The organism is Myroides sp. WP-1, from assembly GCF_014145635.1.
In the GTDB taxonomy this organism is placed as follows: domain Bacteria; phylum Bacteroidota; class Bacteroidia; order Flavobacteriales; family Flavobacteriaceae; genus Flavobacterium.
In genome coordinates this window covers 13,490-40,447 of record NZ_JACHTC010000017.1, presented here as the reverse complement: position 1 = coordinate 40,447, position 26,958 = coordinate 13,490, and the positions used below count along the sequence as shown (strand labels likewise).

General features: G+C 36.1%; 18 protein-coding genes. 5 read left to right on the top strand and 13 right to left on the bottom strand.

Annotated elements, in window-relative coordinates; translation table 11 throughout:
* Positions 1 to 132: 132 nt before the first annotated feature.
* Both H4K33_RS13450 and H4K33_RS13445 read right to left on the bottom strand, forming a co-directional pair.
* On the bottom strand, positions 133 to 1,113 hold the full coding sequence (locus tag H4K33_RS13450) for a deoxyhypusine synthase family protein (RefSeq protein WP_182649842.1): 981 nt from the start codon (positions 1,111 to 1,113) through the stop codon (positions 133 to 135).
* A 14-nt stretch (positions 1,114 to 1,127) separates the two neighbouring features.
* On the bottom strand, positions 1,128 to 2,306 hold the full coding sequence (locus H4K33_RS13445) for a calcium:proton antiporter (RefSeq protein WP_182649840.1): 1,179 nt from the start codon (positions 2,304 to 2,306) through the stop codon (positions 1,128 to 1,130).
* A 231-nt stretch (positions 2,307 to 2,537) separates the two neighbouring features.
* On the opposite strand from H4K33_RS13445, the gene H4K33_RS13440 reads away from it, so the two are divergent.
* A complete protein-coding gene (locus H4K33_RS13440) occupies positions 2,538 to 3,347 on the top strand; it encodes a tetratricopeptide repeat protein (protein WP_182649838.1) in 810 nt (269 codons plus the stop codon).
* 40 nt (positions 3,348 to 3,387) lie between these two features.
* On the opposite strand, the gene H4K33_RS13435 is transcribed toward H4K33_RS13440, so the two are convergent.
* Positions 3,388 to 4,392, bottom strand: coding sequence for an OmpA family protein (locus H4K33_RS13435; protein ID WP_182649836.1), 1,005 nt, complete (start codon positions 4,390 to 4,392; stop codon positions 3,388 to 3,390).
* 252 nt (positions 4,393 to 4,644) lie between these two features.
* Between H4K33_RS13435 and H4K33_RS13430 the strand changes: the two genes are divergently transcribed.
* Positions 4,645 to 5,370, top strand: a complete 726-nt coding sequence (locus tag H4K33_RS13430; protein WP_182649834.1) for a hypothetical protein — start codon at positions 4,645 to 4,647, stop codon at positions 5,368 to 5,370.
* 427 nt (positions 5,371 to 5,797) lie between these two features.
* On the opposite strand, the gene nagB is transcribed toward H4K33_RS13430, so the two are convergent.
* The 10 genes from nagB to H4K33_RS13380 all read right to left on the bottom strand — a co-directional run bounded on the left by nagB (position 5,798) and on the right by H4K33_RS13380 (position 21,679).
* Positions 5,798 to 6,577, bottom strand: a complete 780-nt coding sequence (gene nagB / locus H4K33_RS13425; protein WP_182649832.1) for a glucosamine-6-phosphate deaminase — start codon at positions 6,575 to 6,577, stop codon at positions 5,798 to 5,800.
* Positions 6,578 to 7,050: 473 nt separating this feature from the next.
* Positions 7,051 to 10,044, bottom strand: coding sequence for a protein translocase subunit SecDF (gene secDF, locus H4K33_RS13420; RefSeq protein ID WP_182649830.1), 2,994 nt, complete (start codon positions 10,042 to 10,044; stop codon positions 7,051 to 7,053).
* A 140-nt stretch (positions 10,045 to 10,184) separates the two neighbouring features.
* Positions 10,185 to 11,120 (bottom strand): malate dehydrogenase, encoded by a 936-nt coding sequence (locus H4K33_RS13415; protein WP_182649828.1) that lies wholly within the window; start codon positions 11,118 to 11,120, stop codon positions 10,185 to 10,187.
* Between the two features lie 79 nt (positions 11,121 to 11,199).
* Entirely contained in the window at positions 11,200 to 13,140 is a 1,941-nt protein-coding gene (gene gyrB, locus H4K33_RS13410; RefSeq protein ID WP_182649826.1) for a DNA topoisomerase (ATP-hydrolyzing) subunit B, read from the bottom strand.
* A gap of 255 nt (positions 13,141 to 13,395) precedes the next feature.
* A complete protein-coding gene (locus H4K33_RS13405; protein ID WP_182649824.1) occupies positions 13,396 to 13,845 on the bottom strand; it encodes a hypothetical protein in 450 nt (149 codons plus the stop codon).
* 153 nt (positions 13,846 to 13,998) lie between these two features.
* Positions 13,999 to 15,801 carry a TonB-dependent receptor gene (locus H4K33_RS13400; RefSeq protein ID WP_182649822.1) on the bottom strand — a complete coding sequence of 601 codons (1,803 nt, stop codon included), beginning with the start codon at positions 15,799 to 15,801 and terminating at the stop codon, positions 13,999 to 14,001.
* Between the two features lie 25 nt (positions 15,802 to 15,826).
* Positions 15,827 to 18,850: a tetratricopeptide repeat protein gene (locus H4K33_RS13395; protein ID WP_182649820.1), complete on the bottom strand. Its 3,024-nt coding sequence runs from the start codon at positions 18,848 to 18,850 to the stop codon at positions 15,827 to 15,829.
* Positions 18,851 to 19,042: 192 nt separating this feature from the next.
* Entirely contained in the window at positions 19,043 to 19,552 is a 510-nt protein-coding gene (locus H4K33_RS13390) for a hypothetical protein (protein WP_182649818.1), read from the bottom strand.
* Between the two features lie 347 nt (positions 19,553 to 19,899).
* Positions 19,900 to 21,168, bottom strand: coding sequence for an acetyl-CoA hydrolase/transferase family protein (locus H4K33_RS13385; protein WP_182649816.1), 1,269 nt, complete (start codon positions 21,166 to 21,168; stop codon positions 19,900 to 19,902).
* 115 nt (positions 21,169 to 21,283) lie between these two features.
* Positions 21,284 to 21,679 carry a DUF3995 domain-containing protein gene (locus tag H4K33_RS13380; RefSeq protein ID WP_182649814.1) on the bottom strand — a complete coding sequence of 132 codons (396 nt, stop codon included), beginning with the start codon at positions 21,677 to 21,679 and terminating at the stop codon, positions 21,284 to 21,286.
* A gap of 151 nt (positions 21,680 to 21,830) precedes the next feature.
* Between H4K33_RS13380 and H4K33_RS13375 the strand changes: the two genes are divergently transcribed.
* From H4K33_RS13375 to pheT, 3 genes are all read left to right on the top strand, one after another.
* Positions 21,831 to 24,005, top strand: a complete 2,175-nt coding sequence (locus H4K33_RS13375) for a DNA mismatch repair protein MutS (RefSeq protein ID WP_182649813.1) — start codon at positions 21,831 to 21,833, stop codon at positions 24,003 to 24,005.
* Entirely contained in the window at positions 24,002 to 24,418 is a 417-nt protein-coding gene (locus H4K33_RS13370; RefSeq protein WP_182649811.1) for a thiol-disulfide oxidoreductase DCC family protein, read from the top strand. Before H4K33_RS13375 ends, H4K33_RS13370 begins: the two co-directional genes overlap by 4 nt.
* Before the next feature lie 94 nt (positions 24,419 to 24,512).
* Positions 24,513 to 26,948 (top strand): phenylalanine--tRNA ligase subunit beta, encoded by a 2,436-nt coding sequence (pheT, locus tag H4K33_RS13365; protein ID WP_182649809.1) that lies wholly within the window; start codon positions 24,513 to 24,515, stop codon positions 26,946 to 26,948.
* Positions 26,949 to 26,958 lie beyond the last annotated feature (10 nt).

Sequence of the window (26,958 nt, the reverse complement as noted above, 5' to 3'; positions counted from 1 at the left end):
TCCTATTACGTGGAGATCTAATGTACCCTTTTTTTTCATTCATATAACAGTGTGGAGATATAAAAAAAGCAAGCGATATGTAAAAAAACCAGTAGCTTGACAACACAGGCAAACTACTGGTAAAGAATTAAACTATTTACCTAAGATCCAAGCAAATATTAGTGGAGCTACAATAGTAGCATCTGATTCGATCACAAAACTTGGTGTATCGACATCGAGCTTACCCCACGTAATTTTTTCATTGGGAATACAACCTGAATACGATCCATATGATGTTGTAGAATCAGTGATTTGACAGTAGTATCTCCATTTTAGCACCTGATCTTTCTCTAAATCTTGCACAAGCATTGGAGCTACACACATAGAAAAATCGCCTGCTATTCCTCCTCCTATTTGGAAGAAACCAATGCCTTGATCTACTGCATTTTTTTCGTAAAAATCAGCTAACCAAACCATGTATTCAATACCGCTTTTTACGGTAGATGCTTGCAGTTCTCCTTTGATGATATACGAGGCGAAAATATTACCCATCGTTGAATCTTCCCATCCTGGAACAACAATAGGTAAATTGCGTTCTGCGGCGGCTAACATCCACGAGTTTTTGGGATCAATTTCATAATCTTGTTCCAAAACTCCACTAAGCAATAATTGATACATATATTCATGTGGAAAATAGCGTTTACCTTGCGCTTGAGCATCTTTCCATATTTTTTCAATGTGATGTTGGATCTTGCGGAAAGCCTCCTCTTCAGGAATGCAAGTATCTGTTACGCGATTGTATTTATTTTCCAATAAGTCCAATTCATCTTGTGGAGTTAAATCTCGGTAATTGGGAATTCTCTTGTACTGTGAATGAGCAACTAAGTTCATAATATCCTCCTCTAGATTAGCTCCAGTACAGCTAATGATATCCACTTTCCCTTGGCGGATCATTTCTGCTAAAGAGATACCTAACTCGGCCGTACTCATTGCACCTGCTAAAGAGATCAACATCTTCCCTCCTGCTGCTAAATGCGCCTCGTATCCCTTTGCGGCATCGATAGTTGATGCAGCATTAAAATGTAAAAAATTGCTTGCTAAAAATTGTGAAACGGGTCCTTTGTTTTGTTCCATTTTACGTTTTTATATTAAGGATTAAAAATTAAAAGCATGAATACAGCAAAAAGTACTAAATGCATCATTCCCATGATTGGCGTAGTTCGCTTGCCGATAAAAGTCATCAAGCTCAATAGCAAAGTGATTACGAAGAGAATAATCTCTGTAGGGTTCATTCCAAATAAGACAGTTTTTCCCGTAATAAGTCCCATGATTAATACTGCAGGGATCGTTAATCCCACCGTAGATACAAATGCACCGTGACAAAGGTTAATTGCGCGTTGAAATTCATTATTCAAAGCTGCTTTCACCGCTGTCATTGATTCTGGGGTAAATACAATAATAGCAATCAAAACCCCGCCCAACAAAGGAGGCAAATTTGCCGCTTTAATTCCGTAATCTACTACTACAGCCATATTGTGAGAAAGCAAGACAATGGGTAAAATCATCCCTAATAAAATCAACGTACGTACCCAAATTTCCTTTTTATCTACTGGTTCTGATTTCGTTACATCTGTCTCTTCTTTTCCTTTTACATCATCGCGTTGTGCATATAAGATTTCCATACTTCCTATCTTCGGTTGAATATACAAATGCTTGTATCTCTTCATTTGCAACAGTAAGAAAAAACCATAGAGCAAAATCACTAATCCAGCTAGCACAACCGCCTGCGTTGTTGTAAATTGTCCTCCACCGGCTCCTTGAATGAAATTAGGCAATAACAAACCTATTCCACCGAGCATGATAATCATTCCCATATAGGATAAAGTACCTTGAGCATTGTATTCTTGCTCCCCAAACTTTAATCCCCCGAGTAGAATACACAAACCGATAACTAAGTTCATAATAATCATCATCACTGAAAATATTGAATCTTTTCCGATGGTTGGATTCTCTCCTGGGCCTAACATTACAGCCGCAATTAAAATTACCTCGATAGAAACTATAGATAATGTCAGAATCAAAGTGCCATAAGGCTCACCTAGTTTATGTGCCAATTCATCCGCTTCTTTAACCACGCCAAATGCTGCTCCAATAATAGTAAAGAGTAAAACTAAAAATACTCCTAATGCAATTGTACCCGTGAACGAATCACCCAAGATACATTGTCCAAAAACTAGGAATAAAATCACAATCAACCACACCGCTACTAGTCGAAGTCTCGTTTTGGTTGGAAAAATTTCAGCTAATACTAATCTTTTAGTAGTCATTGTTTTTCAATCTTTTAGGTTAGAATAACGAGGCAAAATTACGGTGCCTCCCCCACATTAAATTTATCATAGGATAAATAATTTATCTTTTGTGAAATGAGACAACTTGGGGGTTCTATGTGTTTTTTTCAATTTCTAATTCATTTCCCCTTTCTTTCAACAATCTAGAAAAAAACACACCAAGTCTTCCCTTCTTTTTTGCTACTTTAGTTGTCGTTCAACACCTTATTTATGAAAATTTTACTTGTTCTATTCATCTTCGCAATGTGTTTACCTTGTTTGAGTCAATCAAAACAAGATGCAATTATTGAAAAATACTTAACCCAAGGTGCATACCGATATCACTATACCTTACAAGGTTGGCAAGATCAGATCGACTTAGGTCTTGCACAAGACTCAACCCTTGCTATTTTGTGGCAAAACAAAGCCTTACCTTATTGGAAAACAAAAAAATACGACCTTGCTTTAGCGTGTTATGACAAAGCCGTTTTGTATGATCGAGAAACGTATTTAGGTCGACGAGGATACCTCAAATGTATTTTCAAGAAGGATTATCAAGGTGCTATTGAGGATATGCAATTAGCGCAAAAAGAATTTGGCTACAACTACCAAAGTGATCATTCCTATTCTTTTTATATCGCACTTAGTTATTTGCAACTCAATGCATTTACAAAAGCACATGAAATTTTACAAGCAGATTTTAATCGCACGATTCAAAAGCAGGGAGAATCGTGGATACACTACTTAGATCTCTTTTATATGGGTATTATATACTATGAATTACGAGATTATACTAAAGCACGCCTATACTTTGATAAAGCTTTATTGGAATATCCTCAGTTTTCGGATGCTAAATATTACAAAGGATTGTGTTATTTGGTAGAGGGCGATACCGCACAGGCGGAGAACCTTATGCAGGAAGCAAAAATCAATTTTGAACAGGGGTATACCTTCAACGAAGGAGATTCTCCTTATGAAACTTATCCGTATCAAGTCAATTGGTATATGGCAAAATGGACGATTCCCAATTATACAGAATAAAAAAAGCTCTTTTTTACAGTACTGTAAAAAAGAGCTTTTGCTATTTAACGCGAATTAATTCTACACGTCTATTTTTTGCTTTGTTTTCTTCTGAATTATTATCCACTAAAGGTTTATCCGCACCATAACCTGTAGAAGTTAAACGGCTTGAAGTTATTCCTTGTTTAATTAGCGTTTCCTTAACCGCATCAGCACGTTTTGCAGAGAGTTGTTTATTGTGTTGACTATCTCCCGTATTATCTGTGTGACCTTCAATACTGATATGTAAAGACGATTCCGCATTGAGTGCCTTTGTAATTTCACTAACAACAGCTAAAGCTTCCTTGTTTATGGTTGCTTTGTCTACATCAAAATTAATGTAAAGTACTGATTTTCCTTTTGTAGTTAAATCCTTAGCAATATCTTCTGCTTTTACTTTAGTTATCGTTTGTTTAAAACCCGCTTCTTGTAATATGTTCAAAGTTGCTCCAGCATTATTTGCGGTATATTGAACATAAACATTGCCTTGCTCAGCTGAACGAACAACATAAAAGCGAATAAGCTGACCTGCATAACCAATATCACCTTCATCTCCTTTATTTGGATCTTGTTTATTATAACGCTCGTATTCTTCTCTTGTAATTTCTCCATCAAAGACTTTTACCGCACCGATACTTTCCAAATAGTCCTCCATACTCTTTTCAAAGTAACGTTGAGAAAATTGCTCTCCTTGCTCTGAATCGATATTAACCTTGTACAATTTACCTTCAAAAGGCGTCATAACACCATCAACAGGAAAAAAGCAAACGTCAAAATTTCTTTGCAAGGGTTTGTTTAAATGTCTTAATCCACTTGGTAAAGTAAAATAAGGAAAATCGCCAATATCTGCATCCGATACTGCAATACTTTCGATGTCAAACTTTTGTCCTTTTTGATTTTCAACAACCTCTTCTTGTTTTTGTTCAACCACTGGTGTATTGGATTCAATAGCACTAGAATCTGTTGTTTTTTTCGTACACGAAACTAGAAAACCAGCTAGGGCACATACTACAAATATTCTTTTCATTTAATTTATTATAAGTATTGGTTAATTTGTCCGATAAATCTATAAAAAACAAAGCATTTAAATGCAATAAAATTGTTACTATTTTTTGTGTGATCCTGTGAAACCAACAAGCTATAGAAAAAGACAAGTCCTCTTGTAAAATATTACACAAAATTAAAGGTTCATTACAGTTTTGCTTGGATTAACAACACCAAGTTCGTAACAGCGCTAGAAAATCTAATCTTTGTTGTACACATTTAAACGATATATCTCATGTCTATACCAACAAACAATACCTCTATCTGGACAGTCATCCCACGTAAAAGGCGGTTTTGGGATATTTTGATCTTTTGGAAATCAACGGGAACAGAAAAAGCTAAAATTCCAACTCCAGCTCACATTACAAAAGCTTGTAAAGGAATAGAGCTACAAGGCAAAAAAATAAAAACGATACTTTACTCCACAGATCTAGCGTTAATTGAAAATAACGACGCAGATGCTTTGCTAGCGGTATATCCATTTACTCCTTCCCTACGCATTATCAGAACGCTAATTGCTTTCTCTAATAAACCTGTGATTTGTGGTATTGGTGGAGGAATGACGCAAGGAGACTTTGCGATTTCAATTGCCCTTGAAGCGCAAAATGCTGGAGCAGCAGCCGTTATTGTAAATCAACCTTTTAAAAATGAAGATATTGTAAAACTAAAGGAGCATCTAACTATTCCCATCATATCGAGTATATCTACTTTAAATTTTGATTTTGAAGAACGCATTCGCGCTGGAGTATCGTGTTTTAATATAACTGGCGGAACCAATACGCAAGAGATTGTAGATTATCTACAGAAAAAACATCCTAATTTTCCTTTAATTTCTACGGGAGGAAAAACCTTTGCATCGCTACAAAATATGGTAAACAAAAAGATTAACGCCGTAGTTTTAACCCCACCTACCAATGCAGAGCTCTTTCGTTCTATTATGGATACTTATCGGTTGGAATAGGTTTTTTTGTTTGTTGTTTGTTTGTTTGTTTGTTTGTTTGTTTGTTTGTTTGTTTGTTTGTTTGTTGTTTGTCGTTCGTTGAGACGATGAGACGATGATATTTTCGTTTCAAACAACGACTCAACCCCTCAACCCCTCAACATCTCAACATCTCAACATCTCAACAACTCACCATCTCAACAACTCAACCCCTCACCCACTCAACCCCTCAACCCCTCAACCTCTCACCCACTCAACCCCTCAACAACTCACCATCTCAACAACTCACCATCTCAACCCCTCAACAACTCACCTCCTCAACAACTCACCATCTCAACCCCTCAACAACTCACCTCCTTAACAACCAATTACAAAAAAAAAACCATCCCTATTTAGGAATGGTTTTCTGTATGATTAAATATTTTTTTAGCAAATCTAAGCTATTTGACTATAAAAACGCAGCAGCCTCTTGATCTAAGATATATTCAACATGTTCGAGCTGTTGTAAGAAAGAAGCTGGAACAGATGCAGAGATCTCACCTTTTAACGCTTTTTTTATAATCTCTGCCTTACGTTGACTTAACGCTAACAAAAAGATTTGTTTTGCTTGAATAATCGTTTGAATGCCCATAGTGATTGCTTGTGTAGGTACGTTGTCTTTACCTCCAAAGTCATCAGAAGCATCGGCTCGCGTAATATCATCTAAGGAAACCAGACGTGTTATCGAGTTTTGAAGTGATCCAGGTTCATTAAAACCGATATGCCCACTTCTACCAATTCCCAACAACTGTACGTCAAGTCCACCGAAATCTACAATCTTTTGTTCGTATAAATCACAGTATGCTTGAATTCCCTCGAGAGAAAGTGTACCATCTGGGATATGGATTTGATGTACTGGAATATCAATATGGTTAAACAGATTGTGTTTCATAAAAGCAACATAACTCTGATCTTCTACGGGATACATGGGATAATATTCGTCCAAGTTGAATGTTACCACATTTTGAAAACTCAAGCCGTCGTTTTGATGTAAACGCACGAGTTCTCTATACACTCCTTTTGGAGTAGACCCAGTAGCCAACCCCAAAACAGCAAGTTCACCAAGGTCTTGCTTCTTTCTGATTATTTGCGCAATTTTATCAGCAACGTAAAGGGATGCTTCATCAGCATGCTCATATACTTTAATAGTTTGTTGTAAAGAATGTTCTAGCACTTTATTTTTGATCATTTATCTCGTAAAACTCTTACAAATAATAAACAAGTAGAAGGGGTTCCTCTATACTTTTACGTTCTTTTCTTGGCTGAATTTACACGATTTATTAAACTTTTCATTCGCAGACTATCTAGGAAATTTCCTTCCCTGATCCTTGCTTTTCTTTTCCATGTATCAAAAATACAAAATTAAAAAATACTTAACGCATTTTTTTACCAAACCCTTATAAATAATTGGTTAAAGTCTGAATTTTAAGTTAATCTTAAACCAGCATAATCTACCTAATTCGATAACAATCTGTAGTTTATCTAGTAGTTTATCTTCTTGCGAATCAAAATAAAAGTAGACATAATTTCACTTTATGCTCGTTCAAAAGTGCTTAAATCGCTTATACTAAGCAATACCTTAGTGAAGAAAACAAAGTACACAGATAAAAAAACCACGCTCCTGTTGGGAGCGTGGTTTTTATTATTTTAAGATTTATCAGCTTATGCTTTTTCCACTTCAAACTCTTCTTGAGCTTCTTGGTGTAATCTTTCAATTTCTTCTTTATCTTTTCTAGGCATTGTATCAACTAATACAGGCGTAGCTAAGAATAACGATGAATAAGTACCTACAATAATACCGATCAACATAGCGAAGATAAATCCGCGAATTGAATCTCCACCGAAGATGAACATGATTAACAATACAAAGATCAAAGTCAATGATGTATTAATTGTTCTCGATAATGTAGTATTTACTGAATCATTAACGATTTTATTGAAATCACCTTTTGTTTTACCAGCGATAAACTCACGTACACGGTCAAATACAATTACGGTATCATTCATCGAGTAACCAATTACTGTAAGAATAGCAGCAATAAAGTGTTGATCGATTTCCATGTGCCAAGGCATAAATTTGTAAGTTAAAGAGTAAACTCCAAGTACAAAAATAACATCGTGGGCAACAGAAACAATAGCTCCTAAAGAGTACTGCCATTTGCGGAATGAAATCACCAAGTATACAAAGATGGCAGCCATTGAACCTAAAACAGCCCAGTATGCATTTTGTTTTACGTCTTTCGCAACACTTGGTCCGATTTTAGAAGCTTGGATAACTCCGTAAACCTTTCCTTCAGTAGCGTTAACGAATTCTTCATACGTAATATCTTTGGTATAGTAAGGTTTTAATCCTTTATACAACAATTCATTTACTTCTTGGTCAACCGTAGCCCCTTCTTCTTCTACTTTATACTTTGTAGTAATTTTTAGTTGCTCTTTATTACCAAAAACTTTAGCTTCAACGTTAACTCCGAATACCTCGCCTAATTTTTCACTTACATCATTTGCAGAAATTTCTTTATCAAATTTCACTTGGAACGTTCTACCTCCGACAAAATCTGTTCCTTCATCAAATCCGTTGATAAAGAATGAAGCAAAAGAAACAACAACAATTACAGCAGAAAGGCCGTACGTTGCTTTCTTCATTTTCAAGAAGTCAAAGTTAAAGTTAGTGAACCAGTTTTTCGTGATGTTAGTAGCAAACATTAATGATCTTCCTGCTTTCACGTCTCTATCCATAAAGATACGAGCAATGAAGATAGAAGTAAACAACGAAGTTGCGATACCGATCAATAACGTAGTTGCGAAACCTTTGATTGGTCCTGATCCGAAAGCGAATAAGATAACCCCTGTTAAGATATGCGTTACGTTTGCATCTACAATTGGTCGCATTGCACCGTGCCAGCTATAAGATTCCTTAATTGTATCGGCTAAGTTCATGCCCTTTCGCAGACATTCTTTCGCTCGTTCAGAGATAATAATGTTCGCATCTACCGCCGTACCCATTGTCAATACGATACCCGCAATACCTGGTAAGGTTAATACCGCACCTAAGCTAGCTAAGATACCAAACATGAATAACAAGTTCGCTAATAACGCAACGTTTGCATACCAACCAGCTCTACCGTAGTAGAATGCCATCCATAACCAAACAACAATTAAACCAGCGATTGCAGATAACATACCTGCATCAATTGCTTGTTGCCCTAATGATGGTCCTACGATTTCAGACTGTACGATATCTGCCCCTGCTGGTAATTTACCTGCACGTAAGATATTTGCTAAGTCTTTTGCATCAGCAACTGTAAAATCACCAGAGATAGAAGATCTACCACCAGAAATTGGTCCATTGGTAACACCTGGTGCAGAATATACAACGTTATCTAAAACGATCGCAATATTTGAACGTTCGTTAAATGCTTTTCCTGTTAATTCTTCCCAGATTTTAGCACCTTTCGGGCTCATGGTCATACCAACAACTGGACGACCGAAGTTGTCATACTCATCCTGAGCACCAGTTACTACACTTCCACTTAAAGGAGGAACCCCTTCGCGGTTTGTTTTTAAAGCATAAAGCTCAACAACATCTGGAGCCTTTTTACTTGGTTTACCCCAAACAAAACGCGCATATTTTTGATCCGCCGGTAATAAGTTTCTAACGTCTTGACGTTTTAATAAACCATTTACCTTAACCGTATCTTTTGTTTGTACATATCCTAAAATAGGACTTCCTTGTTGCCCACCCGCTACGAATAAGCTGAATAAAGGTCCTAATTCTTGTAACTGTTCTGTATCTGTAGAATCAGCTTTGATTCCACCTAATAATGCATCTACATCTGTTTTTGTAGAATCTTGAACTTGTTCAGTTGTAGTTTCAGGTTTAGCCGCTTTTTCTGTTGATTTTAGGTACTCATTCGCAGATGCTAAGTAGTTACCAATTTCTTCAACTTTATACGTTTCCCAAAACTCTAATTGAGCAGTACTTTGTAAAAGATTTTTAATACGATCTACGTCTTTTGCACCAGGCAATTCAACTAAGATACGACCAGTATCACCAAGCATTTGAATATTGGGTTGTGCAACACCAAATTTGTCAATACGCTCTCTGAATACGCGGTACGCACTCTCAATAGATTCTTTTACTTTTTTGTCTAAGATAGCCTTTACTTGGTTATCTGACATTCCTACTGTAATCTCACTTAAGTTTCTGTTTGCAAAAATATCTCCAGAAGCTAATTTCACACTACCTTTTGATTCTTTTTCAAATGCAGCATAAAACGCATCAAGGTAACTTTGATTACCTTGTCTCATTGTTTCCGCCTCTGCCAATGCTTTATTAAACACAGCATTTTTAGAATTATTTGCTAAACCTTTAAGAATGTCTTTGATAGAGATTTGTAACGTTACGTTAATACCTCCCTCTAAATCCAATCCTTTGTTGATTTGTTTAGCTCTTACTTCATTAAATGTCTGTCCTAAAAAAACTGTTTGGTTACCAATAGAGTCTAAATAGTGTAATTCTTTCTCAGAATCCCCTTTAGCAAAAGCTTTCGCTTTGTCCTCATAATGGCCTGTAACAAAGGTGAAAGACAACTGGTAAATACTTACCAGAGCAAAAATTATTGCAAAAAATTTAACAAGTCCCTTGTTTTGCATTATTACTAAAAATTAATTAATTATTTTTTTAAAACGAGCAAATATAAAATATGATGGCAGATTAACCAATTCTTTTGGCAAGTTTATCGCTAAAAAAACGATGATTTTTACATCTATTTGCTCGACATGTTATAATAATTTTATGAAAGTATGTTATGAAGTTCTTTATTCACCTCTTTAATAGCTTCCGCACTCTTACTAAATTCTTCTTTTTCTTCTTTATTTAAGCCGATATCGACAATCTGTTCGATTCCGTTTTTCCCAATAATACAAGGAACTCCGATAAAGATACTGTGTTCTCCATATTCTCCTTCTACTAAAGTAGAACAAGGAATCATCTTTTTGCGATCGTTTAAAATACTATCAACCAATTGTGCTACTGCAGCTCCTGGTGCATACCAAGCAGAAGTACCCAACAATTTCGTTAAGGTTGCTCCCCCCACCATGGTTTGTTTCACAACTTCTTGTTGATCTTCCACAGACAATAATTGTGTAACTGGAATTCCCTTATATGTAGCTAAACGAATTAGCGGAATCATAGTTGTATCTCCGTGACCACCGATTACCATTCCTTCAATATCAGCTACAGGTTTGTCTAACTTTTGACTTAAGAAGTATTTAAAACGAGCTGAGTCAAGCGCCCCACCCATTCCAATAATTCTATTCTTAGGCAATCCTGAAATTTTCAGTGCAGCCAGAGCCATGGTATCCATTGGATTGGTTACAATTACGAAAATAGCATTTGGAGAAACAGTCAAAGCATTCTCCATTACACTTTTTACAATAGCAGTATTCGTTCCAATTAACTCTTCACGAGTCATACCCGGTTTTCTGGGAATACCAGAAGTAATAACAACAACATCGCTATTTACAGTACGAGCATATTGTTTTGTCACCCCTTTTACAACGGTGTCAAAACCAGAATTTGCTGCACATTGCATGATATCCATTGCTTTACCTTCTGCTAATCCTTCAGTAATATCCACAAGGACTACTTCACTAGCGATTTGCCTAAATGCAATAACTTCGGCACAAGTAGCACCTACGTTACCTGCTCCAATTACAGATACTTTCATAATTAATGGCTTTAAAGTTTACGTTAAACAAAAAAAGGTCAATGCAATAGGCTTGACCTTTTCTTTTTGATATTATTCTTTAAGCGTCGATTTTCGCATATGTTGCGTTTTTCTCGATAAATTCTCTGCGTGGTGGAACCTCATCCCCCATTAGCATAGAGAAAACTAAATCTGCTTCTTTTAAATCGTCAATTTTTACTTGTCTTAAAATACGGTGTTCAGGGTTCATTGTAGTTTCCCACAATTGTTCTGCGTTCATCTCTCCAAGACCTTTATATCGTTGTACGCTTGATCCTGTACCCATCTCTTCTAACAAATCGATGCGTTCTTCGTCACTCCAAGCATAAACTTTGCGTTGTCCTTTTTTAACCATATACAATGGAGGAGTTGCAATAAATACGTGTCCATTTTCAATCAATCCTCTCATGTAACGGAAGAAGAAAGTCAAAATAAGCGTTGCAATGTGGCTACCGTCCACGTCGGCATCACACATAATCACTACTTTATGGTAACGTAATTTTTCTAGGTTTAACGCTTTACTATCTTCTTCTGTTCCGATAGTAACACCTAAAGCTGTAAAGATATTTTTAATTTCCTCACTTTCGAACACTTTGTGTCCCATTGCTTTCTCAACATTCAAGATTTTACCTCTCAAAGGTAAGATTGCTTGAAAATTACGATCTCTTCCTTGTTTGGCAGTACCACCTGCCGAGTCACCCTCCACAAGGAATACCTCACATTTTGTAGGATCTTGTTCAGAACAATCCGATAATTTACCTGGCAGACCTCCACCAGTCATTACCGTTTTACGCTGTACCATCTCACGTGCTTTCTTAGCAGCATGTCTAGCTTGTGCTGCTAAAATTACTTTTTGAACGATGATCTTAGCGTCGTTTGGATTTTCTTCCAAATAGTTTTCTAACATTTCAGACACAGCTTGGCTCACAGGAGAAACAACTTCTCTATTCCCCAATTTTGTTTTTGTCTGTCCTTCGAACTGTGGTTCCATTACCTTAACAGAGATAATTGCAGTCAATCCTTCACGGAAATCATCCCCACTAATTTCGAATTTTAATTTATCTAACAACCCAGAAGCATCAGCATACTTTTTCAACGTACGTGTTAATCCCATACGGAAACCTTGTAAATGCGTACCACCTTCGTGTGTATTAATGTTGTTAACATACGAATAGATATTCTCAGAATACGTATCGTTGTAAATCAAAGCTACTTCTACAGGTACATCGCCTTTATCCGATTCCATCCAAATAACTTCATTGATAATTGGCGTACGATTGCCGTCTAGGAATTTGATAAACTCTTTTAATCCTTCTTTAGAGAAGAACTCTTCTCTTTTCACTTCCCCTTTTTCATTCACTTCACGTGCATCTGTTAAGGTGATTGTTAACCCTTTGTTCAAAAAGGCTAATTCACGTAAACGAGAGGCTAACGTATCATAAGAATACTCTAAGGTTTGAGTAAAAATAGTAGGATCGGGTTTAAACATAACCGTTGTACCACGCTTATCTGTTTCACCAATTACCTTTACCGGATATAAAGCTTTACCTTTTGAATACTCTTGTTCATAGACTTTTCCATCGCGATAAACAGTAGCTCTCAATAAATCAGATAAGGCGTTTACACACGATACTCCAACCCCGTGTAATCCTCCTGAAACCTTATATGAGTCTTTATCGAACTTTCCTCCAGCACCAATTTTGGTCATTACTACCTCTAATGCAGATACCCCTTCTTTTTTGTGCATATCAACAGGAATACCACGTCCATTATCTTCAACAGAAACAGAATTATCCTCATTAATAATTACATTGATTGTATCACAATGACCAGCTAACGCTTCGTCAATAGAGTTATCCACTACTTCATATACAAGGTGGTGTAATCCGCGCACTCCAACATCTCCAATATACATGGAAGGACGCATTCTTACGTGCTCCATTCCTTCTAGTGCCTGAATACTATCGGCTGAATAATTTCCCTTATTTACTTCTTGGCTCATAATAATTTTCTAAAATAAGTAACGTACAAATATAGCTTTTTTAAAACAATTTATCAACTTCTATACTTCTTATCTCGGCGTTTTTCCCATTTAAACGAAACATTTTTAAGATAACGCAGAAGAATTTCAAATTACAATATTAATCTGTCATTTCACAAAAAAGAGAGTCATTTATTTTTCTTTTTTAAGACGTCCAAAAAAAAACAGGTGTAAGCTTTTGCTTACACCTGTTTTGCTATGTTTTTTATCTTGTATCTACTCTAAGAAGTTCACTGTAAAATCACAATTATTAAACGAGAAAGAATCGTGTAACTTACGTCCTAAAAGTGCTTTTGCAATTGGTGCCTCCATAGACACACCAAGTACAGACATTTCATCCACCGTTACCTTGGGCAAGGCAGCAGCTAAAAACAAATAAACGGTATTGACTTTCACTATACTTCCAAATTCAACAGTATCAGAATTTTTGTTTTCGTCAATTCGCTTTACCACCTCTCTTAATTCAAGGCTTTCTTTAATTTTCTTTGCTATATTCTCTTGCTCTAGATGCATCATTGACAAAGCAGTCTCATGTTTATCTCCAGCAGAACTTTTCGCGTCTGTCTGAGCATCAACTGCCAAATCTTCTACAATACCACGAAGGGCATCTATCTTATCATCTAAGCGTTGTAAAAATGTAGCCTTTAGTTCTTGTTTTAGTGTCATTTTTAAATTCTTAAGTACCTTATAGGATCCGTTTTTGTTGTTTGTGTGACAAAAATAGGGCAATAAAGTATCAAAAAAAATTAAAACGCATGAATAAAACTGCTTTAACCTCAAAAAAAGTGAATTTTAACAATAATTAAGTTGTAATTATTCTCAAAAATCGAATTTATAAATAGCACCGCCCATAATCTGCACTCCTTGCGATTTAAAACTACCCCATTGATTATAAGTCTGATCGAGTAAATTATTCCCTTTCAAGAATACAGTCCAATTCTTTGTTGGTCTATATCCTACGTTTAAACTCAAGTCTGCGTAGCTATCAACTTTTTTCTCCACGCTTGTAGGGATAACTGCACCATCCCATCCATAGGCTTGATTTACAAACCAATCTTTTCGCTGTCCTACATATTGTAAATCAACACCAGCGAACCACTGATCTGTAAAATTAATCAAAGCATCGGCTCCTACTTTAAAATCAGGTAATCCCCACGCTTCTCCTGCGGTTGATTTGTAGTGATTGTACTCTCCTCTAATTCCCATAATCACGGTATTATCCAAATCAAAACGCAACTCTCCAAACAGATTAAACGTTTCTACTTCAGCATACTCCACATCCATAGCATTACCATACAAGTAACTCAATCGATTAACATTAGGAGAATACGGAGTAGAAATAAATAGCGCTTTATCATTTTCTTTGCGGTAAGACGCCTTTACATTATAAGAAACCGTATGATCTAACTTCCCTTTCATCCCCGCATAAAAGTCATACGTTTTATCTGTTGGCAATAATCCCGCTTCAGGAGAAACAAACGGATTTTGATCTACAAAATCTTTGAATGTATTCTGTGTTAAACGCCCATCAATTCCCGCATAAGCCACTACTAAATTTGGCACTAAGTTATACGAAGCTTGAATTTGTGGATAGAAGTAAAAGTTATTGTCTGAATTACCGCCAATTTTACCATTGTTATAATACAACCCAACTCCTAATTGAACGAAGAATTCATCTCCTTTAATTACTACACTAGGTTCTGCGCCAAACGTAAAATGCTGATCTTTCAGCTTAATTGTTTGAATGCTGTGGTTTGCGAAATCTTCATTTCCATTTCCATCAAAGAAATTCTGTCTCTTGTATTCAGAACTAACATAATCCACTACAAGATTCATCTTACCTGTAAAATTATCAGCAAAAGCTGTTTCTACCTTCGGTTTGAAAACGAAGTGATTTTCAGCACGGTCAAAATCGTCGCTAAAATTATTGTAATATACATCTACTCCTTTGATTGGCAAATCTTCAAAAGACACACTTCCATCGAAGTAAAATGACTTGTATTTTTGTTTTGAATTGATACTAGCGATTGTGGTTTCCGGAATGAAATAGTCTAATTCTTTTTGCGGTAATCCATACCAATTCAACGTTTGGTATGATCCTCCAATTTCTGTATTCCAACCTATATTTTTCTTTTGACCGGAGAAGTTAATTCCAGCTTTAGTTTTAGAAAAATCGTCGTCTAGCAGTAAGTTCTTTATTCCTCCTTGTGAAGAAAAGTGATTGACAAATCCTGCAATATAACTATCTTGATCTAGTTGACTACTCAAGAATAGCTCTCCATTGATATTGGTATAATTTCCAATAGCAAACAACGCATAGTTGTCAAAGCGAGCTAAATTGCGTTTTGTCTCCACTTTTGCCGCTTCACCTTTAGCTGGCACAAAAGTAGAAGCCACAGGAAAAGATGTAATTGTATACACCACCTCTTTTTTCTTGCCTTTTACCTCTTCCTCTAAATTGGGGATTTCTCTTACTTTAAATGCCTCAGAAACTGTAGCGTCATAACGTCTTACAACATCAACAACTTCCGTTCCTAAATCACCTTTATTTTTATCTTGAGCAACCGCTGTACCAACAAATAAAACACTTGATACTAAGGTTAATATTTTGATCTGCTTCATAATTACTTTCTAATTCGATTAAACCTTATTGTACGACAGATGAATTGCTTTTCGCTTCTTGCGCTTTAATTGTATTTAGCTCCTGTTGTGCTTCCGCTACTACATCTGAAAAATCACCAAAGTTTTTAATTACACTATCCAATATATATGTTGCTTGATAAGCATCTTTTAGGCTATAGAAGTTTTTAGCCATCAACACCAATCCTTTTGCACCATAATATTTATAAGCTGAATAATCTTTAGCTAATTTTTGAACACTTTCATTTGACGCTTCAAATTTATTGTCCATGCGTTTAAAAAAGGCTTCATAGTACAACGCTTCTGCAGCTAATTCTCCTTTGGCAATTTTCGCTACATCGGCATATCCTTTTTTCGCTTTGTCATACTGTTTATTGGCAAAAGCAGTTCTTGCAATAATAATTTGCGCATCACTTTTAACCTTATCATCGATTTTTGTCAGTTTCAATACTTGTTCTGCATACTCCAACGCATTGGTATAATCCTCTTCTTGGTAGTACAACTTCATTAAATTCGATTTAGCAAAAACTTTATTTTGTTCTTGCGTCGCTTCATTTTCAAGTCGGCTTAACATCAACAACGCTTGATCTGTATTCTTTTCCTTCAGATACATTTCTGCCAAACGCGACATTCCCACTTCAGTGTATTCATTTTTATTTCCGTCTACAACAGCCAAGTAATGTGACTGTGCTTTTTTGAAATTATTTTCAGCAAAATACATCTGTCCTAAATAGAAATGTGCCTGTAATGCTTTTAATCCTTTCGGATAAGTAGCCAAATACTTTTCAAAACCTAGAATCGCCGTTTGAGTATTGTTTTGGATATATTGTTTTTCTGCTGATTCATAACTGTCTTTATCCAATTCCAAATCACTCACACTAACAAAAGAAAGCCCTTTAACCCATGTTCCATACTCATCAACTTTTCCTTGATCTACATAAATTAACCTTGCGTTTTGCACAGCCTCAATTGCTTCTGCACTACTTGGATAAGTAGCTACTACAGCTTTAAATTTTGCTAAAGCTTCATCTGAGCGGTTGCTATTATAGAGGATCAATCCTTGACGCAATAGTGCTTTTGAAGCATATGAACTCTTTGGATAATTCTTTAACAATTGATCAAAAACAGGAGTTGCTTTTTGTGGTTGTTGCATTACCACGTATGTCATTCCCAGTTCATAGAGTGCATTGTCTACTAATCCCGATTTAGGATAATCTTTTGTAAAGGCAATCAGGTCATCTGCTTTTTTCTGCAAGCGATCCACAAATCCATAGGCTAATGCTTTTTGAAAACGCGCATACTCTACATCAACTTTATTTGCTTCGATTACCTTGTTATACGCCTCCATTGCTGGCCAATAGCTTCCTTCTACGAATTGGCTATCTCCTAAACGCAAATAAGCATCAATGCGTCTTGCTTCATCTTTGGGAGATGTAGCAATAAAGCTTTGAAATTGTTTAACTGCATTAGCATAATCTTTTTGTTTGAAATACGTATATCCCAATCCGTAATTCACATGCTTGTATTCATTGGTATTTTTCGCTTGCGGACTTCCCAAGAAACTTACATAAGAGGATATAGCTTCAGAAAACTTATTCATCGCGTAATTCGACTCCGCTTGCCAATAATACGCACGAGCTGTAAATACTCCATCTTGACGCTCCACTAATGACTTAGCAAACATTCCTGCCGCTTGTTCGTAATTGCCTTCCGCAAATAACTCCTGACCGCGGTAGAACGTTACCTTCTGATAAGCTTCTTTATTCGCTGTTGCTTTGTTTTTCTCTAACAAAGCCAATGCTTCTTTGAAGTTTTTAGACGTAATGTAAGAATCAATCAGCAAGCCTTCCATTTCCTCGCGATTAGGTGAACTTGGATATTTCTCAATAAATCCGCTAATAACTTTAGGTGTACTTTGGTAGGCGTTCCCAATATCGTAACTCAATTTACCATAATTCAAATATGCATCTTCCTGAATACTTGAATCAAAACGCATTTCAGACGCATTTTTAAACGCATTTAATGCTTGTGTCTTTTTATGTGTGTGAAGATAACTTTCCCCTAAATGATAGTATGCATTTTGTGCAATAGAATTATCACCATCGATGATCTTATTGAATTGTTCAATTGCTCTTTCATAGTCTTTAGATTGATAATACGCATACCCTAATTGATAGTAATCGGTATTATTCCATTTACCATTTTTACCTTTATAGGCTAATAAGTAAGGAAGTGCTTTATCATATTGTTTCAAGTTAAAATAACTCTCTCCAATAATTTTAGATAATTCTGATGTTTCTTGAGGATTTGATTTGTTAATTTGAGCCAAACCATCAGCAATAGCTTGTTCAAAATTTCCTGTTTTGAAATTCATATCCGCCTGGAAGTACCCCATTTTTTCTTTGTACTTCTCTTTGGTTTCTACCTTTTCAAAAAGTTTTTTAGCGTCGTCGAAATTATCCGTATCGTAGGCAATATACCCCAGGTAATAGGTAGCTTGCTCTCCCCATTCTCCTTTTTGATTAACCTTTTCAAGATACTTCTTGGCGTCTTTTTTATTCTTCATATAAAAGGCACTATATCCTTTCTCAAAAAAGAAACGATCCGCAACCTTTTCTGTTTCAATTACGTTTTCTTTTACTTTTGCGGCATAATGTGCGGCTTTCGCAAATTGCCCTCTAGTAAAATAATAATCTGTAGCCTCTATATAAGCGATGTTCTGTTTAGAACTCGTCGGATAATTTGCAACAAACTCGTCAATTTTATTCTCTGCTCCACTTTGATCTAAACGAATTGCACAATTAGCGATATAATACGCACAATCTGATTCAATCTCTTTGTTTTGAGCGTTATTTTCTTTCTTAATTTTATCAAACAACAATTGGGCAGCCAAATACTCTTGTTCATTATACAGGGCTACGGCATGATTAAACGTCGCATAAGGTCCTGTATATACAGCAGTTTGCTGCGCATAAAGGCTCATACTACCCACTAGTGCAGCTACACAAGCCAACCTATTAATTCTACGCATTGATTTTCTATTTATTTTAGTGTCAAATATAACGATTTATACCCTTTTTAAACAGCATCGCGCCATATTTATTGTACCAAAAGACGAAAAAGTTCTCAAAGACGCATTATCAAGTTAGCGATAGATTTTTTAGAGTACAAGATCGTTATTCTACAAACAAAAATGCACGATTCAACGTGATTCTTCCTTTTTTTACTTGTCTTTCTTCTTGGGTCGCCAAATACGCAAAATCCGCTTACCTTCTTCTTTTTCAATATAGTCAATGCGCAAAACCCCGCTTTTTTCATGAATAATTCCATTGCTTTTTGCTCGCTCATTATACCCGTGATATCTCAAATCATAAGGGTGATATTCGAAGTAAACACCCTGAACAAAAAAAGACTCCTTTCGACCACCTAATTCAGAAGTAAACTCCTCGATATCGCCTTCGGCTATTCCATAAGCTCCTGTATTAAAAATCAGTTTTATCTCTCGATACGCCTTATAGTCAGCAGTAAAAACAGAAAAAGCAACCATAAAAGCTATTACAGCCACTCCCCCTAACCCAATTGCGCGAAAAATTTTAAACAAGACTGTACGGCCTTTCGTTTGTTCTTTGTGATAACACAAAACAGCTAGAGCTCCAATCCCTATGAAAGTAGGAATGAAACCAATCAGCCCTATGCTATCTTTCAGAACACTATATAAAATCTCATATTCCATACACATCATTGAATGAGCAAAGATAAACAAACGCTTCTTGTTCTCCCTTTTCAATACAATACAAAAAATAGCATCCTCTTATCACTTCAACACCTCACCACCTCAACATCTATCTCACCTATTTTATATTGGTTTTTGTGTTCGATGAATCTTCACTGCGTTTCGATTTTCACTGCGTTCCGATTTCACCATCTCAACACCTCAACATCTCAACACCTCAACATCTCAACACCTCAACATCTCAACACCTCACCCCCAACACAAAAAAAACCACTCCCTACAAAGGAATGGTTTTTCTTATCTCTGATTATCTTCTGTTAACTGTTAACCGTCAACTATTAACTACACTACCCTTTCAAGTTATCGAAATACGCTTTTAAAATTTCTTCTCTAAAATCAGGATGAGCAATTTCAGCCATGGCAGCCACACGTTGTTTCAGTGTTTTTCCATACAAATCAGCCACTCCATACTCCGTTACAATATATTGTGCATGTGCACGTGTTGTAACTACACCTGCTCCTTGACGTAAGTAGGGCACAATGCGATTATGTCCTTGATTACTTGTGGAGGCTAACGCTATAATTGCTTTTCCACCCTCACTTAATGATGCCCCACGAACGAAATCCATCTGTCCACCAACACCCGAATACATCTTATGACCAATTGAATCTGCACAGATTTGCCCTGTCAAATCTACCTCAATAGCGGAATTAATGGCAACTACTTTTGGATTCTTTCTAATAATAGCGGTATCGTTTACATAGCTTGATTCCTTCAAGACAATAAATGGATTATTATCAACGAAGTCATATAACTTCTTTGTTCCAATTAAAAAGGTAGCCAAAGCCCTTCCTTTTGCAATGCGTTTTTTAGAACAATCAATAACACCATTCTTAATCAAGTCAATAACACCATCGGAAAACATCTCTGTGTGCAACCCCAGATTTTTGTGGTTATTTAATTGTGCTAAAACAGCATTTGGAATCGAGCCAATTCCCATTTGAAGTGTACTTTCATCTTCAATTAAGTTGGCAACATATTGACCTATAGTAGCTTCTTTATCTGTAATAAGAGTCTCTTTGGAAGCGTAAATTGGGCAGTTGTGATCCACGGCTAAATCAATTTTCGAACTGTGTAACACACTATCTCCAAATGTACGTGGCATTTGCGGATTAATTTGAGCAATGACAACACGCGCTCTTTCCATCGCCGCCACACAAGCCTCTACCGATACTCCTAAAGAACAAAAACCATGTTCATCAGGTGGAGAAACTTGAATCAAAACAACATCAACCTTTAACACTCCTTTTCTAAAGAGTAAAGGCACTTCACTTAAAAAAACAGGAGTATAGGAACCATTTCCGGCCGCCAAGGTATGGCGTACATTTTTTCCAATAAAAAAGGAGTTAACGTGAAAGCTATCTGCTAAAGCAGGATCAGCATAAGGCGCCTCCCCTTCTGTGTGGATATGGCAAAATTCGACATTGCGCAATTCGCTCGCTCTATCACTAATAGCTTTGGTTAAAACATTCGGTGTTGCAGCTGCTGCATGTACGTAGATTCGATCACCTGATTGGACAACTTTTGCGGCTTCTTGAGCAGTTACATATTTCATAGGTTCTTTTTTCTTTAAAATTAAGTATTGTTACTTTTATTTCGCATACAAATTACTGAATTTTAACAAAGAAAAGAACTGATATTCATCATACCACTACAAAAACAAGTAACTTTTACCAAAAAAACAAAAAAAGATGACTTAAACTCAAATAAAGACACAAGGGAATAAAAACAGTTGCATCTTTCTGAGCAAAAATCGTATTTTTTACTTTTTTCCCAAGTCCAACATACTTAAAATCGCCTATAACGCGCAAACCAAATAGCAAACCTATAACAAAATAAACCCCATGCCCAAATACAAGAACGTTCAAGTTCAGCAAAGCAGCAACAACTAAACCGATAGCAACAACTAATGTTCCTACTTTTCTCGGTTTAAGAACAGGCCGTCCTTCTTCTGTACTAGGAATCGCGAATTTTATTCCCCAACTTCCTCCCAATACCCAATATACATGGATTCCTCCCAAAAAGAAAAAAATCACTACATTAATTAGCTGTAGTACTTCTGTCATTGCTAAAACCGTTTTTGTGTTCGTTGTTCAAAGATAAAACAAATCTTTTCCTGTGCTTCTTTTCTGTATAAAGCGCAATATATCTTTCCTCTACTCTCCTTTTTTTTCCATAAATAAGTAGTATTTTTGCTAGATAATCTCATTGTAACACATGACATCGATTAACAACAAGACTTTACAAGATTTAGAATTCCACACCGTTTTATCCTTCGTTTCCAACCTGTGTGTAACAGAAAGTGGAAAAGAAATGGCGATGGAGATTGTTCCTTATAAAACAAAGGAACAAACCCTACATGCCCTACAACAAACCTCAGAATACTTAGCTTCTTTTACTAATAATAACGTCATTCCCAATCATTATTTTGACGGTATTGACTATGAATTAAAATTCTTAGGCATCGAAGATAGCTTCCTAGAAATCAGCAGTTTTAAAAAAATATACAACCTCACTGAGACAACGAGTAATTTAATCACTTATTTTAAAAAATTTAGCGATTATTATCCTCATCTCTCGGCAGATACAGCCACCCTGACCTTAGAAAAAAGCATTGCAAAAGAAATTGAAAATGTATTGGATAAGTATGGAGAAATCAAAGACAATGCATCGGTTGACTTATTGAATATCCGCAAGAGCATTAATTTAGTACGCGGTAAGATTAACCAAAGTTTCGGTTATGCTTTATCCCAATATAACAGTGCGGGATACCTTGACGATATTCGAGAAACAATCGTAGACAATCGACGTGTGTTAGCTGTAATTGCCATGCACCGTCGCAAAGTAAAGGGAAGTGTTTTAGGACAGTCTAAAACAGGAAGTATTATTTATATTGAACCGGAGGCGACCTTGCATTTTTCAAGAGAGCTCAACAACTTAGAATATGAAGAACGCGAAGAAATCGTTCGCATTTTAAAGGCATTAACCAATTGTATTCGCCCGTTTAAAGAACTATTACTAGAATATACCCAGTATTTAAGCTTGCTCGACATTACCGCAGGAAAGGCAAAATACGCTTTAAAAATCAACGGATTACTGCCTGAAATTCGAGAAGAGAAAACGCTGTATTTTAGAGAGGCTTATCACCCAATTTTGTGGTTAAACAACAAAGAAAAGCGAAAAACAACCTATCCACAGACAATTCAACTCGAACAAGACAGTCGCATTATTGTTATTTCTGGTCCGAATGCTGGAGGAAAAAGTATCACTTTAAAAACAGTTGGTTTACTGCAGCTCATGCTACAATCGGGGTTATTAATTCCCGTCCACGAGCGCAGTCACACCTTTTTGTTTGATCGAATTTTAACCGATATTGGTGATAATCAATCTATTGAAAACCATTTAAGTACCTATAGCTATCGATTAAAAAATATGAATTATTTTTTGAAGAAATGTAATTCAAATACCTTATTTTTAATAGATGAATTCGGGACCGGTTCGGATCCTGAATTAGGAGGGGCTTTGGCAGAGGTTTTCTTAGAGGAGTTCTACGATAGAGAAGCTTATGGAATAATCACCACGCACTATACAAACCTCAAGATTTTAGCAGATCAACTACCTTCGGCAACCAATGCTAATATGTTATTTGACGAAAAATCGCTAGAACCTTTATACAAGTTAAATATTGGTCAAGCGGGAAGTTCATTTACATTTGAAGTAGCGCAAAAAAATGGAATTCCTTTTAGTTTGATTAATCGTGCGAAGAAAAAAGTAGAAACTGAAAAAGTTCGCTTTGACAAAACGATTGCCAATCTTCAAAAGGAAAGACACAAACTAGAGCGCACCTCTCAAAACTTAAAAGAAGAAGAGACAAAAGCTAGAGAAGAAAGCAAAAAACTAGAGGGCATCAATGCTAAAGTTCAGGATAAATTAGAACGCTATCAAGAGCTATTTGATTCCAATCAGCGTTTGGTTTACTTGGGTCAAAAATTAGATGACTTATCCGATAAATACTTCAACAACAAGAGTAAGAAAACCCTATTCAGCGAGGTACTCAAAGTTGTTGAGATCGAAAACTCGAAGCGCAAAAAAGTAACGCTTCAGGAGAAAAAGAAAAAAGAAGCAGAGCAAAAAGCTTTATTACAAGAAGTAGAGAAAAAAGTTGAAGTTATTCGCAAAGAAAAGAAAGAGAAAAAAGAAACCCAAAAACTGCAAGAACAAAGCAACAAGACTAAATTCCCACTAAAAGTGGGCGATCGCGTCCGTATGCAAGATGGTCGAGCTGTTGGAACCATTGACAGTATTGAGAAACAAACAGCAACGGTGAATTACGGTTTCTTTACCTCAAAAGTAAATATAGATCAACTTGAAATGGTAGAGCGTAAAAAATGATAGAAAAACTCCCTAAAAACAAAAAAATAGTCCTTTTTGACGGTGTTTGCAACTTGTGTGACAATGTTGTTAAGAAGGTTATTGCCGCGGATAATCGAGATCAATTTCGATTTACTTCGCTTGATTCTGAATTAGGTCAAGAGATTTTACACCAAATTGGGGTAGATCGCGCCAAAACAGATAGCATCGTTTTGTACATACCTGGCGAAGCGTACTATATCAAATCACAAGCAGCCTTGATGATTGCCAAATACCTTGGTGGTTGGTATTCTCTACTAACTATCTTTCTTATTTTGCCAACAGGCCTCGCCGATTCTCTGTATGATTTTATCGCAAAAAATCGCTACAAATGGTACGGAAAAAAGGATCAATGTATGATTCCTGATGAGTCCATTCGCAAAAAATTCTTATAATCATACAAACTTTGAATTTTTAATATTAACAACAAAATTATTTTACTTAAACTAAGGCAATCCGTATATTTGCCTACAACAAAATTATTTTCGAATGCATATTTCATACAATTGGTTAAAACAATTCATTAAGTTAGATATCACGCCAGAAGAAACATCAGAGATTCTTACGGATTTAGGTCTTGAAGTTGAGGGAATTACTCAATTTGAAAGCTTAAAAGGTGGCTTAAGAGGAGTTGTTGTAGGACATGTGTTATCTTGCACTAAACACCCCAATGCAGATAAATTAAATGTTACAAAAGTTGATTTAGGAACGGGGGAACCTGTACAAATCGTTTGTGGTGCTCCTAACGTGGCTGCTGGACAAAAAGTTCCTGTTGCTACTATTGGCACAGAGTTGTACGATGCAGAAGGAAATGCCTTTCAAATTAAAAAAGGAAAAATCAGAGGAGAAGATAGCTTTGGTATGATTTGTTCTGCTGTCGAATTAGGCATTGGAACAGATGGAAGTGGCATTTTAGTTTTAGATGAATCTATTGCACCTGGAACACCAGCTGCAACCATTTTTAATATTACAACAGATCAGGTTTTTGAGATTGGACTGACACCAAACCGTTCAGATGCAATGAGCCACTGGGGCGTTGCTCGTGACTTGCGTGCGGGTCTTTTGCAAAACCCAAATATAGAAACTCCACATAAAGAACTTATTACACCTGCTGTAAGTAAATTCAAAGTGGAAAGAAGAACGCTTAAAATTGATGTAAGCGTTGAAGACTACAAAAAAGCACCGCGTTATTGTGGAGTAACAATTTCAGGTATTGAAGTTAAACCTTCTCCTGAATGGTTACAAAATCGATTAAAAGCCATCGGTATTTCACCTAAAAACAACATCGTCGACGTAACTAATTACGTTTTACACGATTTAGGTCAGCCTTTACACGCTTTTGACGCAGCAAAAATCAAAGGGAACAAGGTAATCGTAAAAACAGTAGCAGAAGGTACTAAATTCGTTACATTAGACGGTGTAGAACGCACTTTACATCAGGACGATTTAATGATTTGCGACGAAAATGGACCTATGTGTATTGCTGGGGTATTTGGAGGATTAAAATCTTCCGTATCAGAAAACACGACCACGATCTTCTTAGAAAGTGCATATTTCAACCCAGTAAGCGTTAGAAAAACAGCAAAAAGACACAGTTTAAATACAGATTCATCTTTCCGCTTTGAAAGAGGAATCGACCCATCTATCACAGAATATGCATTAAAGCACGCAGCGTTATTGATTCAAAGTGTTGCTGGGGGTGAGATCACTTCAGATATTGTTGATTTGTATCCGAAAAAAGTTGAAGATCACTCTGTTTTCTTAAACTTTAATAACATCAACCGCATCTTGGGTGAAGACATCTCTAAAGAAACAATCAAAACAATTCTTGTTTCTTTGGATATTAAAGTACACAGTATGTCTGATGTGGGATTGGGAATTACTGTTCCTGCTTATCGCGCAGATGTAACTAGAGAAATTGACGTTATTGAAGAAATTTTACGCGTATATGGCTATAATAACATTAGCTTCTCTTCCAAATTAAATGCGACTATCTCAAACAGTTCAAGAACAGAAGATCACCGCGTTCAAAACATCATTGCCAATCAATTAGTTGCACAGGGTTTCCATGAAATCATGAACAACTCTTTGACAACGCCAACGTATAGTAACCTAACGGAGAGTATCAACAAGAGCTACCAAGTAGATATTGTTAACCCGTTAAGTACAGATCTTGCTGTGATGAGACAGTCTTTGTTATTTGGAGGATTAGAGTCGATTTCATACAATATCAACAGAAAAAATAGTGATTTACGTTTATTCGAATTCGGAAAAACATACCACAAAATGTTGAACAATTTTGAAGAAGACAAGCACTTTGCTTTATTTACTACAGGAAACAGCACAACTGCTTCTTGGAACTCTAAACAAAAATCGAGTGACTTCTTTGAATTTAAAGGATATATCCTAAGCATCTTAAGCCGTTTAGGAATTGCTAAATTCACAACCCAACCAACGGAAAATGACGCATTTTCAGAAGGAATTACGTATTGTGTAGGTAAAGAGACTATCGTTGATTTCGGTGTTCTTAAAAAGGCTATAACTAAGCATTTTGACATCAAACAAGAAGTTTGTTATGCTGATTTCAAATGGGATGCTATTTTAAAATTAGTAAGTGGTAAAATTAAATTTACCGATTTAAACAAGTTCCCTACTGTAAAGAGAGATTATGCATTGCTTTTGGATGAGAAAGTAACGTTTGATGAAATATTCAATATCGTTAAACAAGTAGACAAAAGCATCATTAAAGATGTTACGTTATTTGACGTATACCAAGGAGATAAAATCGAAGAAGGTAAAAAATCTTATGCTATTTCAATCCTAATGGAAGATAATACTAAGACACTAACTGAAAGCCAAATTGAGAAGATCATGGGCAAAATTCAGTACCAATTAGAAAATAATATCGGAGCTCAATTGAGATAAAAAAAGCGGT